This window comes from Solirubrobacter phytolaccae, assembly GCF_027587195.1.
Classification (GTDB): domain Bacteria; phylum Actinomycetota; class Thermoleophilia; order Solirubrobacterales; family Solirubrobacteraceae; genus Solirubrobacter; species Solirubrobacter phytolaccae.
This window is the reverse complement of the sequence record NZ_JAPDDP010000075.1, coordinates 1-14606: the sequence shown is the minus strand read 5'-3', so window position 1 is coordinate 14606 and position 14606 is coordinate 1. Positions and strand designations below refer to the sequence as shown.

15 protein-coding genes and 1 pseudogene are annotated in these 14606 nt (G+C 71.9%); 7 read left to right on the top strand and 9 right to left on the bottom strand.

All coding sequences use genetic code 11. From position 1 onward, the window contains the following. From OJ997_RS29090 to OJ997_RS29075, 4 genes are all read left to right on the top strand, one after another. Positions 1-636, top strand: a complete 636-nt coding sequence (locus OJ997_RS29090; protein WP_270028861.1) for a Crp/Fnr family transcriptional regulator — start codon at positions 1-3, stop codon at positions 634-636. A 177-nt stretch (positions 637-813) separates the two neighbouring features. Further along, a complete protein-coding gene (locus OJ997_RS29085) occupies positions 814-1377 on the top strand; it encodes a nucleotidyltransferase family protein (protein ID WP_270028860.1) in 564 nt (187 codons plus the stop codon). Beyond that, the gene (locus OJ997_RS29080; protein ID WP_270028859.1) at positions 1374-1778 is read left to right on the top strand and encodes an SRPBCC domain-containing protein; all 405 of its coding nucleotides are present in this window, start codon (positions 1374-1376) and stop codon (positions 1776-1778) included. Before OJ997_RS29085 ends, OJ997_RS29080 begins: the two co-directional genes overlap by 4 nt. Next, complete coding sequence (locus OJ997_RS29075) at positions 1775-1999, top strand: hypothetical protein (RefSeq protein WP_270028858.1); 225 nt, start codon at positions 1775-1777, stop codon at positions 1997-1999. The genes OJ997_RS29080 and OJ997_RS29075 overlap by 4 nt, the downstream gene beginning before the upstream one ends. Here OJ997_RS29075 and OJ997_RS29070 read toward each other — a convergent pair. The 8 genes from OJ997_RS29070 to OJ997_RS29035 form a co-directional block, all read right to left on the bottom strand. Beyond that, positions 1996-3804, bottom strand: coding sequence for a methyl-accepting chemotaxis protein (locus OJ997_RS29070; protein ID WP_270028857.1), 1809 nt, complete (start codon positions 3802-3804; stop codon positions 1996-1998). The two genes, OJ997_RS29075 and OJ997_RS29070, sit on opposite strands and share 4 nt — an antisense overlap. A 244-nt stretch (positions 3805-4048) precedes the next feature. Continuing rightward, entirely contained in the window at positions 4049-5320 is a 1272-nt protein-coding gene (locus OJ997_RS29065) for a vWA domain-containing protein (protein ID WP_270028856.1), read from the bottom strand. Next, positions 5313-6119 carry an AAA family ATPase gene (locus tag OJ997_RS29060; protein WP_270028855.1) on the bottom strand — a complete coding sequence of 269 codons (807 nt, stop codon included), beginning with the start codon at positions 6117-6119 and terminating at the stop codon, positions 5313-5315. Before OJ997_RS29060 ends, OJ997_RS29065 begins: the two co-directional genes overlap by 8 nt. Before the next feature lie 38 nt (positions 6120-6157). Further along, positions 6158-6997, bottom strand: a complete 840-nt coding sequence (locus tag OJ997_RS29055) for an FAD binding domain-containing protein (protein WP_270028854.1) — start codon at positions 6995-6997, stop codon at positions 6158-6160. Continuing rightward, positions 6994-9333 carry a xanthine dehydrogenase family protein molybdopterin-binding subunit gene (locus OJ997_RS29050; protein ID WP_270028853.1) on the bottom strand — a complete coding sequence of 780 codons (2340 nt, stop codon included), beginning with the start codon at positions 9331-9333 and terminating at the stop codon, positions 6994-6996. The genes OJ997_RS29055 and OJ997_RS29050 overlap by 4 nt, the downstream gene beginning before the upstream one ends. Continuing rightward, positions 9330-9779: a (2Fe-2S)-binding protein gene (locus OJ997_RS29045; protein WP_270028852.1), complete on the bottom strand. Its 450-nt coding sequence runs from the start codon at positions 9777-9779 to the stop codon at positions 9330-9332. The genes OJ997_RS29050 and OJ997_RS29045 overlap by 4 nt, the downstream gene beginning before the upstream one ends. 66 nt (positions 9780-9845) lie before the next feature. Then, on the bottom strand, positions 9846-10448 hold the full coding sequence (locus tag OJ997_RS29040) for a PilZ domain-containing protein (protein WP_270028851.1): 603 nt from the start codon (positions 10446-10448) through the stop codon (positions 9846-9848). 47 nt (positions 10449-10495) lie between these two features. Beyond that, on the bottom strand, positions 10496-11515 hold the full coding sequence (locus OJ997_RS29035) for a winged helix DNA-binding domain-containing protein (protein WP_270028850.1): 1020 nt from the start codon (positions 11513-11515) through the stop codon (positions 10496-10498). 24 nt (positions 11516-11539) lie between these two features. On the opposite strand from OJ997_RS29035, the gene OJ997_RS29030 reads away from it, so the two are divergent. The 3 genes from OJ997_RS29030 to OJ997_RS29020 are packed head-to-tail and all read left to right on the top strand — an operon-like array spanning position 11540 to position 13463. After that, positions 11540-12040, top strand: a complete 501-nt coding sequence (locus tag OJ997_RS29030; RefSeq protein WP_270028849.1) for a thioredoxin family protein — start codon at positions 11540-11542, stop codon at positions 12038-12040. After that, a complete protein-coding gene (locus OJ997_RS29025; protein ID WP_270028848.1) occupies positions 12031-12336 on the top strand; it encodes a hypothetical protein in 306 nt (101 codons plus the stop codon). The genes OJ997_RS29030 and OJ997_RS29025 overlap by 10 nt, the downstream gene beginning before the upstream one ends. A gap of 41 nt (positions 12337-12377) precedes the next feature. After that, entirely contained in the window at positions 12378-13463 is a 1086-nt protein-coding gene (locus OJ997_RS29020; RefSeq protein WP_270028847.1) for a hypothetical protein, read from the top strand. 687 nt (positions 13464-14150) lie between these two features. Here OJ997_RS29020 and OJ997_RS29015 read toward each other — a convergent pair. Continuing rightward, a pseudogene (locus OJ997_RS29015) lies at positions 14151-14606 on the bottom strand (hypothetical protein); the annotation flags it as partial.

Sequence of the window (14606 nt, the reverse complement as noted above, 5' to 3'; positions counted from 1 at the left end):
ATGCAGTGGCCGATTCTTGCCGGGATTCCCGAGGAGGACGCGCGGCAGGTCCTGTCGATCGCGCGCCGGCGCACGTTCGCGCGCCGCGAGGTGGTCTTCCACCACGGCGACCCCGCGGACTCCCTGCACCTCGTGCATTCCGGGCGCTTCGCGGTGCGGATCCAGACCCCGCTCGGCGACACCGTGATGCTCTCGCTGCTCGGCCCAGGTGAGACGTTCGGCGAGATCGCGCTGCTCGACGGCGTCGGCCCGCGCAGCGCCACGGTGGTCGCGCTGGAGCAGGCCGAGACGCGCGCGATCCACAAGCTCGACTTCGACGCGCTCGTCCAGCGTTACCCCGGCGTCGCGGACCTGCTGGCCCGCGCGCTCGCGTTGCGCGTCCGGCGGCTCTCGGAGCTGCTGCTCGAGGCGCACTACATCCCCGCGGACCGGCGCGTGCTGCGCCGGCTGGCGGAGTTCGGGATCTCCGAGGGCGTCGTGCCGCTGACCCAGGAGGAGCTCTCGAACCTGGCGGGCACCTCACGTGCGACGGTCAACCGGGTCGTGCGCGACGCCCAGGCGCGCGGCGAGCTGGCGCTCAAGCGCGGGCGGATGGAAGTGCTGGACGCGGCGGCGCTCGTCGCGCGCGCTGGCTAGGGTCGCGAGTCGAACGGTCGCGTGCGCATAGCGGGCCCGATCGTCGTGGCTGGGTCCGGCGGTGATTCCAGCGCATACTGGTGGTACGTGCGGGATCGTCGGCGGCCGCCAGGCGCGGCGAGACGTCCGGTAGGTGCCCGTGAACTTCCGACTCGGGGCACTAGCCTGGAGTCCCAGATGCCAGTCGGTCTCATCCTCGCCGCCGGTGCCGGCCGCCGGTTCGGCGACGCGACCAAGCAACTCGCCGACCTGCGCGGGCGGCCGCTGCTCGCCCACGCGCTGGAGGCGATGCTGGCGGTGGACCGGCTGGAGCGCGTGATCGTCGTGCTCGGCCATGACGCGGACGCGATCCGCGCGCGGGTCGACTTCGGCGCCGCCGAGGTCGTGATCGCGACCGACTGGGACGAGGGCCAGGCGGCCTCGCTGCGCCGTGGGCTCGAAGCCGCGGGCGATGCCGACGCCGTCGTCGTGACGCTCGGCGACCAGCCGCTCATCACGCCGCAGGTGATCGCGGCCGCGCTCGATCAGCTCGACGGGTACGACGCCGTGCGCGCGCTCTACGCCGGCCGGCCCGGTCATCCCGTCGTGCTCGGCCCGGCCGTGCTCGCGGCGGCCGGCGAGCTGCGCGGCGACCAGGGCGCGCGCGAGCTGCTCGCCCGCTTCAACGTGCGCAAGTGGGACGCCTCCCACCTCGCCGACGCCGTCGACGTGGACACGCCCGAGGAGCTTCAGGCCCTGTGAAGATCGAGCAGACCTTCGAGGTCCGCGCCGCCGCGGACGACGTCTTCGCGGCGCTCAACGACCTCGAGCTGATCGTGCCGTGCCTGCCGGGCGCGCGCATCACGGGGCGCGAAGGCGACCTCTTCCACGGCGAGCTGCACGTGATGTTCGCGCGGTTGAACGGGTCGGTCGAGATCACCCACAGCGACCCGGTCGCGCGCGTGCTGCACCTGCACACCGGCCATCACGGCGCGGTCATCAGCGTGGCGCCCCGCGACGGCTTCGCGGAGGTCACCGCCTTCGCCGACCTCGCCGAGGTGGGCGGGATCGCGCTGTTCGGCGGGCTCGTGCAGGACCTCTCGGGGCGGCTGCTGCGCGACTTCGGCGCCTGCCTGTCGAACAAGCTCCAGGCGGCCGCATGAGTGACAGGACGGCGCGAAGCGACGTGAAAGCGAATCCGCGAAGCGATTTGCCGGACTGCGGCGTCTGCGCGGGCGACGTCCCGCCCTTGATCGGCCAGATCCTGACCGGGACGGGACTGACGCTCGCGCAGGCCGCGGAGCTCCTCGCGTCCGGCGACGCACTACACGGGCTCACGTCGGTGCAGCGCCGGATCGTCGAGGAGTACGTTGAACGGAGTTAGACCAGCGTGAACCGCTTCACGAGCAGGTTCAGCTGCTCGGCGGTGCCGGCCAGCGACTGGGCGGACGCGGCGATCTCCTGAGTCGACGCGCTGGTCTGCTGCGTCGACGCGGAGACCTGCTCGCTCGAGGCCGAGGACTCCTCGGCGACCGAGGCGACCTCGACGATGTCGTGCTCGGCGCGCTCGGCCTCGGCGTTGATCTGTGCGACCGCGGCGGCGATCTCGGCTACACGGCCGTTCATGTCCTCGACGGCGCCGCCGATCTGCTCGAACGCGGCGCGGGTCTGCTCGACGGTCGTCACGCCCTCCTCGGTGCGCTGGGCACCGGCGGAGACGACGTCCACGACGCGTACGGTCTCGGTCTGCATCTCGCCGATCAGGTTCGAGATCTGCGCGGCGGCGGCCTGGGACTCCTCGGCGAGCTTGCGCACTTCCTCGGCCACTACGGCGAAGCCGCGGCCCTGCTCGCCGGCGCGGGCGGCCTCGATCGCGGCGTTGAGGGCGAGCAGGTTGGTCTGCTCGGCGATGCCGGTGATCGTGTCGACGATGCCGCCGATCCTCTCGCTGCGCTGCGAGAGCTCGCCGATCGCGACGCCGATCTCGGCGGACGCGTCGGCGACCTGGCGGATCGCCTCGGTGGCGCGCTCGGCGGCGACGACGCCGTCGCGCGCCACGCCGCGAGCCTGCTCGGCGGCCTCGGTGGTGGCGGAAGCGGTGTCGGCGCTCGCGGTCGCGGCGCGCGCGGCCTCCTGGACGGCGTTGCGGGTGGACTCGACCATGCGCACCTGGCGCTCGGCGCCGCGGGCGATGTCGGAGATCGCGGACGCGACCTCGCCGACCGCGCGGCCGGTCTCCTCCGAGGTGGAGGCCATCTGCTGCGAGGCCGACGACACGGTCGCGGCCTCCTGCGTGAGCTCGCGGACGATCCCGTTGAGGTCGGTCACGAGGCGGTTGAACGCGTTGCCGAGCAGGTCGCGCTCGGAGCGCGGGTTGACCTCGACGGAGAGGTCGCCGCCGGCGACGCGGTCGGCGGTGCCGGCCATCTCCTTCAGGTAGGCGATCATGCGCTCGAAGGCCGCGCCGGTCTCACCGAGCTCGTCCTTGCTCGTGATGTTGATGTGCTGCTCGACGTCACCCTCGGCGATGCCCTCCGCCGCCTTCAGCATCTGGCCGACGCCGCGGGTGATCGAACGGGCGATCAGGAACGCGAGCGCTACGCCCAGCAGGCCGGCGACGACCAGGAGGATGATCACCATCGTGCGCGCCGAGCGGAAGGTGGAGGCGGCCTCGGCTACGGCCGCGTCGCTCAGCTTGCCGTTGTAATCACGCCACGCGCCGGAGCTCGTGTTGAGCTGGTCGAGCTGGCCCTGCGACGCGGTCAGCAGCTCCTTGGCCGCGTCTACCTGGCCGTTGGAGATCAGGTCGCCGTACCCGGCCAGGCCGTCGCGGAACTCGGTCCAGGCGGTCTTGGTCTGCGTGTAGAGCTCCTTGTTGCGCGCGTCGGTCTTCATGCTCGTGTAGCTCGCGAACTGCGCGTCGGTGTCGGCCTTGAACGTCTCGAGCTCCTTCAAGAACCGCGGCCGGTCCTTCTCGGTGGCGAAGATCAGCCGGTTCTGCACTCTGCGGTAGTTGGCGGACGCGGACCGTACACGCGCCGTGATCTCTGCACTGGGGATGCTCGTGTCCCCCAGGTATTCCGCCCGGCTGTTGACCGAGCCGAGCTTGGCGATGGCGACGAATCCGAGTACGACCATCAGTGCGATCACGACGCCAAAGGCGCCGAACAGCTTGGTACGCACGGACATGCGCATATGGGGACCCTCCAGGGATGAAGCGGTTCAGTGGACCTGTCGGGGCGGTTGATCGGTTGCAGCAATCAGCGGGTCGAGCACGGTGCCGACAATCGGCCGAACGGGTGACTTCCCTGAAAAGAACCTGTCAACGGACGGCCGTGCGAGGAAAGTTGCAATTTTCGAGCGACACTCCGAATTGGTGAGTCGCAGAGAACGTATTCAGCAAACGCTTGCGCGATGTCCGTACGCGGACGCTTTAGCGGTCTGCGGTCTCCCGCTCCATCAACTCGGCCAGCGCCTCGAGCGAGGCGATCGAATTGCCCGGGAGCAGGCGATCCACGTGCGGCATGGCGGCCTGCATGCCGCGGGTGAGCGGCTCGTAGCGCGGGTCCGCGGCCAGCGGGTTGAGCCAGATGACGCGGTAGGCGGTGCGCTGCAGGCGGGCCATCTCCTCCGCCAGCTCCTCGGGCTCGCCGCGGTCCCAGCCGTCGGAGAGCAGGATCACCATCGCGCCGCGACCGATTCGCCGGCCGTGCTCGCGGTTGAGGACGGCGATCGCCTCGCCGATCCGCGTTCCCCCCGACCAATCGTCCACCGCGGCGGCCGCGCGTTGCAGCGCGCGGTCCGAGTCACGGCCGCGCAGCTCCCGCGTGACCCGGGTGAGCCGCGTGCCGAACACGAACGCCTCCACGCGCGCCCGCGCGGCGACGCACGCCTGCATGTACTGGAGCAGCATGCGGCTGTAGGGCGCCATCGAGCCGGACACGTCGCAGATCAGCACGAGCCGGCGCGGGCGCTGCGCGGGCTCGCGGTAGCGGCGCTCGAGCAGCTCGCCGCCGGTGCGCAGCGAGGCGCGGATCGTCGCGCGCAGGTCGTGCGTCTCCCGCCGCCGTGTGGTCGGGACGGTGCGGCGGGAGCGGCGCAGCGGCCCGCGCAGCGCGATCCGCTGGAGCAGTCGCCGCGCGGCCGCCCGCTCGGCGTCGGTGTACTCGGCGAAGTCCTTCTCGCGCAGCAGCTCCTCCTCGCTCCACGCGGCGGGCGCGGGCGTGAGCTCGGTGCCCTGCGGCTCGTCGCCCTGCGGCGGGATGCCGACCCGTGGCAGCGCCTGCTTGGCGATCTCCCCCAGCTCGTCCAGGGGGTCGCGCGTCTCCCCCGCGCCGAACACCGCGGTGAACGCGCCCGCGAACGCGGTCATCTCCGCCCGCGTGGAGCAGAGCGACGCGCGTAGGGCGAAGAACACCTCGGTGCGGTCGGCGGCGTCGACGGCGGCGAGCGCACGCTGGGCCGCCAGCACCTCACCGAGCCCGACCCGCGCGCCGTGCGCCCGGAGCTGGGCGGCGAGCGCGGCGACCTGCCCCGTGGCGTGTGCGCCTACCGAACTTAAACGTCCAGGACGTTTAAGAAAGGCCTCGGCGCGCTCGATCGTCGCCTCGTCCGCCTCCCAGGACCGGGCGCGGCGCGCGACGTTCTCGCGCGCCTGCTCGGCGATCTGGGCGTGGCCGGCGGCGACGCGCGGTTCTTCAGGCACCCTCGAGGACCTTGTCGCGGCGCACGCGATCGATGTCCTCGCGCACCTTGAGCGCCACGCCGAGCGTGTCGTCCAGCGACGTGTCGGTGTCCAGCGCGAGCAGCGCCCGCGCCCAGGTGATCGTCTCGCCGACGCCGGGCAGCTTGTAGAGCTCGCGCTCGCGCAGCTTCGCGACCGCGCTGCACACGCGCGCTGCGACTTCCTCCGGCACGCCAGGCAGCCGCGTGCGGACGATCTCGGCCTCCCGCTCGGGCGACGGGTAGTCGATCCAGTGGTAGAGGCAGCGGCGCTTGAGCGCGTCGTGCAGCTCGCGCGTCCGGTTGCTCGTCAGGATCACGAGCGGGCGCTGCGCGGCGGTGATCGTGCCCAGCTCCGGGATCGTGATCGCGAAGTCCGCGAGGAACTCGAGCAGGAAGGCCTCGAACTCGTCGTCGGCGCGGTCGATCTCGTCGATCAGCAGCACGGCCGGGCCGCCCTCGTGCTCCAAAGCCTCCAAGAGCGGCCGGCGCAGCAGGAACTCCGGCCCGAACAGCTCACGCGCCGGCGCACCCGCCTCGGCCGCGCGGATCGCCAGCAGCTGGCGCTGGTAGTCCCAGTCGTAGACCGCGTGGTGGAGGTCGATCCCCTCGTGGCACTGCAGCCGGATCAGCTCGGCGCCGGTCGCGGCCGCCAAAGCACGCGCGACCTCGGTCTTCCCCACGCCCGCCTCGCCCTCCAGCAGGAGCGGCTGCTCGAGCGCGAAGGCGAGGTACGCGGCCGTGGCGAGACCCTGGTCGGCGAGGTAGCCCTCGCCGGCCAAGGCCCGCGAAACATCCTGCGGTGACTGCACCTAGCGGATCATGATGCCGCAGTCGTCAGCGCGCGCCGCGTCAACACGCGCGCGAGGTGGCGCTTGTAGTCCTGCGAGGCGTTGAGGTCCGCGGGCGGCTCCGTGCCCTCCGCGGCCAGCTCGGCCGCCGCCGCGATCGACTCGGCGTTCAGCGGCTTCCCGCGCAGCGCGTCCTCCGCGGCGGTCGCCCGCAACGGCACCGAGCCCATGTGCGTGAGCCCGATCCGGACGTCCTCGGCGGTGCCGTCGGCGCCCTTCTTGACCAGCGCGGACACGGCCACCATCGCCCAGTCCTCCTGGCGGCGGTTGAACTTCTCGTAGCCGTACCCGTAGCCGTCGAGCTTCGGGAACCGCACCTCGGTGAGGATCTCTCCCTCCCCCACGGCGGTCGTGAGGAAGTCCTCGAACAGGTCGGCGGCCGCGACCTCGCGCTCGCCGCCGGAGCCGCGGATGAGCACCGAGCCCTCGTAGGCGAGCAGCACCGCGGGCATGTCCGACGCGGGGTCGCCGTGCGCGAGCGTCCCGCCGATCGTGCCCATGTTGCGGACCTGCTGGTCGGCGATCGTCGCCGCCGCGGCCGAGACGAGCCCAAAGCCGCCGGTCGCCACCGTGTGGTGGGTGACCAGCGCGCCGAGCCGGATCGTGCCGTTGTCCTCCGACACGGCCTTGAGCTCGCCGAGCTGCCGCAGATCCACAATCAGCGACGGCGCCGCCATGCGCAGCTTCATCAGCGGGATCAGCGAGTGCCCGCCGGCGAGCACCTTGGCGTCCTCGCCCCCGTCGGCCAGCGCCTTGAGCGCATCGTCGAGCGAGGCCGGAGCCACGTAGTCGAACTCGGCAGGGATCACGCCTTCGCCTCCTGGATCGCTTCCCAGACCCGCTGCGGGCCGAGTGGCATGTTGATGAACGTCACGCCGAGCGGACGCAGGGCGTCGAGCACGGCGTTCGTGATGGCCGGGGAGGCGGCGATCGTGCCCGCCTCGCCGATGCCCTTCACGCCGAGCGAGTTGACCGGCGACGGGGTCTCCGTGCGATCGAGGTCGAACGACGGCACGTCGGCCGCGCTCGGCAGCGCGTAGTCGGCGAAGTTGCTCGTGACGAGCTGGCCTTCGTCGTCGTAGTGGATGCGCTCGAACAGCGCCTGTCCGATCGCGTGCACGATGCCGCCGTGCACCTGGCCGTCGATGATCTTCGGGTTGATGGCCGGGCCGCAGTCGTCGACCGCGGCGTACTTGACGACGTCCACGTTGCCCGTGTCCGGGTCCACCTCGACCACGCAGCCGTGCGCGCCGAACGGGAACACGAAGTTCTCCGGGTCGTAGAACGCGAGCTCCTCCAGCCCCGGCTCCATGCCCTCGGGCAGGTTCTCCGGGATGTAGGCGGCCATCGAGATCTCGCCGATCGTCATGCCCTTGTCCGGCGAGCCCTTGACGGAGAACTTGTCGCCGGAGAGCTCGACGTCGTCGACCGCCGCTTCCAGCTGGTGCGCCACGATCTGGCGCGCCTTGTCGACGATCTTCGCCGTCGCGCGCGCGACGGACTCGCCACCGACCGCGGTGGACCGCGAGCCGTAGGTGCCGAGCCCCTGCGGGCCGGTGCCGGTGTCGCCGTGGATGACCTCCACGTTCTGCGGGTCGCAGCCGAGTCGCTGGGCGACGATCTGCGCCATCGTCGTCTCCAGCCCCTGGCCGTGCGGCGACGTGCCCGTGTAGACGGTGACCGCGCCGGTGATGTGCACGCGCACCATCGCCGATTCCCACAGACCCGTCTGCAGCCCGAACCCGCTCGGCCCGGTCACCCGGGACGGCGCGAGGCCGCAGATCTCCGTGTAGGTCGAGTAGCCGATGCCGCGCAGCTTGCCGGCCGGCGCGGCGGCCTTGATCGCGTCCAGATCGGCCAGCTCGAGCAGCGTGTCCAGCGCCTTCGGGTAGTCGCCCGAGTCATAGACGACGCCGATCGCCGTCTCGTGCGGGAAGCTCTCCGGCCGCATGAAGTTCTTGCGGCGCAGCTCGAGCCGGTCCATGCCCAGCTCGTCGGCGAGCTGGTCGATCATCAGCTCGATCTGGTGCGTGGCCTCGGGCCGGCCGGCGCCGCGGATCGCGTCCGTCGGCATCTTGTTGGTGAAGACGCCGACGATGTCGGTCTGCACCGCCGGGATGTCGTAGACGCCGCTCATCACGAACGCGCCGAGCGACGGGATCGTCGGCGTGAGCAGCATCAGGTACGCGCCGAGGTCCTGCAGGATCTTCGTGTGGTACGCGGTGATCTTGCCGTCGCGGGTCGCGCCGATCTTCGTGTAGGCGATCTGGTCGCGGCCGTGGTGGGTGGCGAGCATGCCCTCGGTGCGCGACTCGACCCACTTGATCGGCCGCTCGAGCTTGCGTGACGCCCACGCGAGCGCGATCTCCTCGCCGTAGATCTGCAGCTTGGAGCCGAAGCCGCCGCCGACCTCGGGCGCGATCGCGCGGATCCGGTCCTCGGAAATCCCCAACTGGAGCGCGAGGAAGAGGCGCAGGAAGTGCGGGACCTGCGTGCTCGACGTGAGCGTGAGGCTGCCCGCGCGGTAGTCGGCCAGCACGCCGCGCGGCTCGATCGCCGCGCCCGCGGTGCGGTGGTTGACGATCCGGCGCTCGACCACGACGTCCGCGGCCGCGAACCCGGCGTCCAGGTCTCCCCCGCCGAGCGACCACTCGTGGCACTGGTTGGTGCCGAGGTCCGCGTGGACGAGATCGCCGCCCTCGTAGGCCTTCTCCAGGTCCACGACGACCGGCAGCGGGTCGTACTCGACCGAGACGAGCTGCGCGGCGTCGACCACGGCATAGCGGTCGGAGCCGATCACGAGCGCGACCGGGTCACCGACGTGGTGCACCTCGTCCTTGGCGAGCGACCAGTGCGGCGGGTTCTTGACCTCGACCCCCGGCGGCACCCACGCCATCGGCAGCGGCGCCTCCAGGTCCAGGTCGTTGCCGGTGAAGACGGCGTGCACGCCCGGGAAGGCCTTGGCCTCCGACGTGTCGATCGACGCGATCCTCGCGTGCGCCTCGGGTGAGCGGACGAACGCCGCCCACAGCTGGCCGACCGCGTTGATGTCGTCGATGTAGCGGGCGCGGCCCATGATCAGCCGCGGGTCTTCCTTGCGCTTGAGCGGCCGGCCGATCCAGGGCTCGGCGGCGGTGGCGCTCATGCCGTCGTCTCGGAGGCGGCGATGACCGCCTTGACGATGTTGTGGTAGCCGGTACAGCGGCAGAGGTTGCCCGCGAGCGCTTCCCGGACCTCCTCCTCGTTGGGCTTCGGGTTGCGCTCGAGCAGGTCGGCCGAAGCCATGATCATGCCCGGCGTGCAGTACCCGCACTGCAGCCCGTGGTGCTCCCAGAACGCCTCCTGCAGCGGATGCAGCGCGCCTTCCTGGCCCATTCCCTCGATCGTCTTGATCTCCGCGCCGTCCGCCTGAGCGGCCAGCAGCGTGCAGGACTTGATCGCTTCGCCGTTGAGATGCACCGTGCACGCGCCGCAGTTGGACGTGTCGCAGCCCACATGCGTACCGGTCAGTCCCAGCGTTTCACGGAGGAAGTGGACCAGGAGCAGACGCGGCTCAACCTCGGCACTCTGCTGAGCACCGTTGACGGTCATCGTGACCCGTACCGAACCAGCCATCTCTCTCCTCCCAGTCAGGAACTGGGCGGAGCGTATCGGTTGCTACGAGCCTGCGCGACGGCGGTGATACGCGAACGTCAGCTGCGCGAGCAGCAGGCGATCCGCGGGCTCGATGTCCACGAAGGACAGCGACACGTCGGTGTTCGTCACACGAACCGTCTCGGCGGTCGCGCGGATCTCACGGTTCGCCTGGACGAGGCCGATTACGATCTCGTGGAGGTCGGCTTCGATGTAGCTCGACTGCTTGGCGACGCGCATGCCGCCGGCGCTGACATCACGCGTGAAGGTGGTGTTCGGGGCCTGCTCGGTCCCGGCCGGGCGCAGGTGCGCGGGCAGGACGAGCGGGGCGCGGCTGAACGTGCGGCGCTGGCCGAGGCGGAACGAGTCGAGCAGCGTGGCGATCAGCTCGCCCTCCGCGTACCCGGGCTTGATCTGGGCCTTCAGGGCCTGCAGGCTGCCGCCCGCCTCGATCAGCAGATAGGTGGTGAAGCCTGGCGCGAGCGCGTCCTCCGGGAGCGGCGCCTGCGGTGCGAGCATGACGTCGGCGCCGGTGAACCCGACGACCAGGCAGGGGACGGCGACGTCGCCCAGATCCAGCTGAGCCGGCTGTCCCTCACTGAGTGCGCTTGCGAATCCGGTAGCCATTTCGGTCTCTAACCGCACTATCGGCGTTTCCGCCGATTGGTTGAGGGTCATTCGATGACAACGTCGTACGCGTGCGCGTGGGGCGCGCAGAATTTGGCGGTGCGCAAGGCTTCCTCGCGGATGCCGTCGGTCGGGAAGTCCGTGTGCGGCGTGATCAGCATCCGTCCTTCGTCCATGCGCCAGCTCGCGGCGACGCGGCCGTCGACGGTCAGCGTCTGGTCGCCGGAGAGCGTGAGCTGGAGCGGCTGGACGGCGGGCGGGATGATCCGGTCGCGGTCCTTGTAGGCGAGCAGCGGCTGGTCCCAGTTGCCGAGGAAGCGTGGCGGGAGGGGTGTGTCGGCCGGGAGGATGGTCTGGCCGGGCAGGTCGAGGAGCTCGCGGCCCTGCTCGTCGCGGTAGCGGGTCAGCTCGAGCGCGTCGAAGTCGAAGTCGCGCTGGGCGGCGCCGGCCCAGGCAGCGAGGTCGCGCTTCTGGGCGGGGCCGAACGCGGTGAGGTAGCGCGTCAGGACGGTCTTCGCCGCGTCCTCGTGGGTCGGGAGCGGCCGCGGGTCCTTCACGAACAGCGTGTTGCGGCCCTTGTCGGCGTAGTGGCCGGCGGGCGGGAGCTGGACGAGCGGGACGAGCGTGCGCGCACGGAGGATCGGCGTCCACAGGTCGGGCGCTTCGATCTTCTCGCGGATGTCCTTGTTCGTGCGGGGCGTGGTGAACCAGTCGGCGAGCTCGGCCGCTTCCTCGTCGATGGCGGGATCCGTCGCGCGCCACTTGCGCATGCGGGAGTGGCGCAGCAGGCACGCGTAGGCCGGGAAGTCCTCGGCCGCCGCGACGTGCAGGGTCATGCGCATCAGCGTGGACTTGACGACCTGGCGGTCGGTGATCGCTCGTTCCAGGGCTTCGCGGGTGAAGCCCTCGACGCGGGCCGCGAGCGCGACGAACGGGGCGCGCGCCTCCTGGCCCTGGAGGGGCGTCAGGCGTTGGATCGCTTGTTGCGGCGTGGTGATCCAGCGGGTGATCAGGCCCTGCCGGTGGGCGAGCGTGGCGGTGAGCGCTTCGCGTGTGAGGACCCGCATCGGGCGCAGCGTAAGGTGGATCCCATGGCTCTCGCGTTCACGCTGCCCGATACGTCCGGTACCTCGGTTTCCTTGCACGAGGACGGTGCGGCCGCCGCCGTCGTCGTCTTCACGTGCAACCACTGCCCGTACGCGCTCGCCTGGCACGAGCGGCTCCAGGACGTCGCGCGCGACTACGCCGACCGTGGCGTGCGCTTCCTGCAGATCAACTCCAACAACGCGGAGAAGTACCCGCGGGATTCCGTGGACGCGATGCGCGCTCGCGTGGACGCGGGCGAGTTCGCGGGGCCGTACCTGGTGGACTCCTCGCAGGAGGTCGCTCGCGCGTGGGGCGCGACCGTCACGCCGGACGTGTTCGTGACCGACGCGACCGGCGTCGTCTACCGGGGCGCGCCGGACGGCGACTACAACGACCCGTCGCTGCGGGCCGAGTGGCTGCGGGCGGCGCTGGACGACGTGCTCGCCGGGCGTCCGGTCGCCGCGGCGGAGACGAAGCCGGTCGGCTGCTCGATCAAGTGGCGGTAGAGCTGCTGTGGTGGGCGGGCTGCCCGTCCCATCCGGCGGTCGCTGAGCAGCTGCGCGGGCTCGGCGTGCCGTTCGCGGAGCTCGAGATCGTGTCTGAGGAAGACGCGGCGCGCGAGCGGTTCCCGGGCTCGCCGACCGTGCGGGTCGACGGCGTGGACCTGTTCCCGTCGGACGAGCCGCCGTCGCTGACGTGCCGGATCTACGTGCTGGGCGACGGCCGCTTCTCGCCGGTGCCTGACGTCGACGAGCTGCGCGCGGCGTTGCTCCGGGCGGGGTGTGAGTTGACGTCCACCTAGGGGGAGCTGTGACGGTCGGCGCGCGACGCGACGCTGGCCGCATGCGACTTCCCGTGCTCGCGCTCGTGGCCGTGCTGGTCGCGGGCTGCTCGTCGTCCGCGCCGCGCCCCCGCCCGACCGCCTCCCCGACGCCGAGTGCCGCGCCGGAGCGCGCGGCCGCCGGCGCCGTGCCGAGGGCGTGCCCGGTCTCGAGCGCGCGCTCCGACGGCGCGGTCGAAGCCGGCGGGAGTGCGGTCAGCGTCTCCGAGAAGCCGCTCGCGCTGGTCACGGACGGGGTCGCGAAAGAGCTGCCGGCGCGCGGGACCGTCGATCTGACGGCGCTGGCCTGCTCGGCGGACGGCAGGGTCGCGCTGGGCTGGATCGAGCACCGTGGCGAGCGCGTGCAACGCCTGCGGCTGGCGGTCGGCGAGCGTGTCGTCACGCTTGTGCGGTCGTCGGACTACGACGGCCTGAACCCGTTCCTGTCGGGGCTCGCGCTCGCGTTCGAGCCCGACGGCGAGCTGCTGGTCGCCTACGGCGAGCGCGGCCGCGTGCGCGCGGTCACCGTGTCCCGCGCGGGCAAGCTCGGCCGGCGCGTGACGCTCGGCCGGACCAGCGAGTACACGAGCGTGGTGGCGGAGGTCGCGGCGAACGGCCGCGCGGTCGTGGCTTGGGCGACCGAGGACAGCGGCCTCCAGGTCGACCTCCCGATCCTCGTGCGCGCCGCGACGCGCGACTCCGGCCGGTTGTTTGGCGAGGCCCGGACGGTCGACAAAGGCACGTCGGTCGACCCCGACGAGGGAGCGCCGCTCGACCTCGTCCTGGCGGTGTCCGCGAACGGCCGCGCGGCGCTGATGTGGAACGACGTGACCGGCAGCTACAAGCGGGGCGGGTTCCGCCACCCGGTCCTGGTCGGCTCGTTGGACGGTAAACCGCGCCGGGTTGCGGCGCACGGCGAGATCCGTGACGTCGCGATCCGGGACGACGGCACGGTCCTGGCGGTCTTCGTGAGCCGCGGCCGTCTACGCGCTGCGGTGGGCGACAGCGACCCGGTCGACCTAGGCGCGGCGGACTCGGCGCGTGCCTCCTTCGACGCCGACGGGCGCGGCGTGGTGGAGTTCGCTTCGGGCAAGGTCGTGCGGCCGTAGTGGAGCTCAGCTCGGGTGGCGCGCTCGGCTCGTAGTCGCGTCGGGGAGCACACCGTCGGGCCGCGTGTCAAGCAACTCGCGCTGCGCGGCGAGCCGCTTGACACGCGGCGGCCGGCGCGCTCTTGTGCGGGTGAGCGGCTGCGCCGGTTTGCGCCCGGGCGCGGGCCTGGCCCGCAACTCCGCGCGAGTGTTCAGTTTTGGGTGGCGGGCTCAAGAGTGAACGCTCGGTGCATCGAGCGCTGGGTTTCTGGTCGCTGCGCCCAGAAACCCAGCGCTCGAGTGCACGTGCGCACTTGGCCCGCGCCCGGGCTCGCCGGCCCCAGCCGGCCTGACCAGCCCAGAGCGCGCCGGCCGCGTCGGGTCAAGCGGCTCGCCGCGAAGCGCGAGTTGCTTGACGCGGCGCCCGACGGTGTGCTCCCCGGACCACGTAACGCACCGAGCAGCGTCATGCGCGGAGCTCCACCCCCGCCCACGCCCGCGCGCCCACAGCCCTCGGCCCAGCAGGAACACGGGGCCAGGCCGAGGGCGTCTTCAAGTTCGTGCCGTCCGCCCCGGCCCGTGGGGAGCAGTCGGGCCGGGGCGTCGTCAACTTCGTGCCTCCGCCCCGGTCCGGTGTGGCGAGCACCGGACCGGGGCCGTCCTGGGGAGGGAAAGCTCGCCCCGGCCACCGAAGCGGCCGGGGACTTGTCAGAGGCGATCGCGCCAGCCGACCGCGGCCGAAGCCACGTCGCCCAGGGCGTTCGTCAGCGCGCGACGGTCCTCGGCCGCGCGTGCCTTGTGCAGCGTGCGGAGCGCGTTGGCCATCACGGCCGGCCCGGTCGGGCCGGTCTCGCGCAGGTCCGACAGCTCGCCGCGCGTCAGCTGACGCGGCTCGCCGCACACCAGCGTGGCCAGCTCGCGGGCACGACGCTCAGCCGCCGCGGCACGGTCCTCCGCGGCGCGCGCGGCGGCCATCGCCGCCCCGATCGCCACGCTGGACTCGGCCTGGGCACGCTCGACCGCCGCCGCGACCCGCGCCTCGACCTCGGCCGCGGACACGCCGCCACCGTTGGCCGCCGGCGGGCCACGCGGGGCCGCGCCGCCGCCGTTGCAAGTCCCGGTAGCCATGGCGTGCTGTGGGCCAAGGAGCTGGCCGTTGGATTT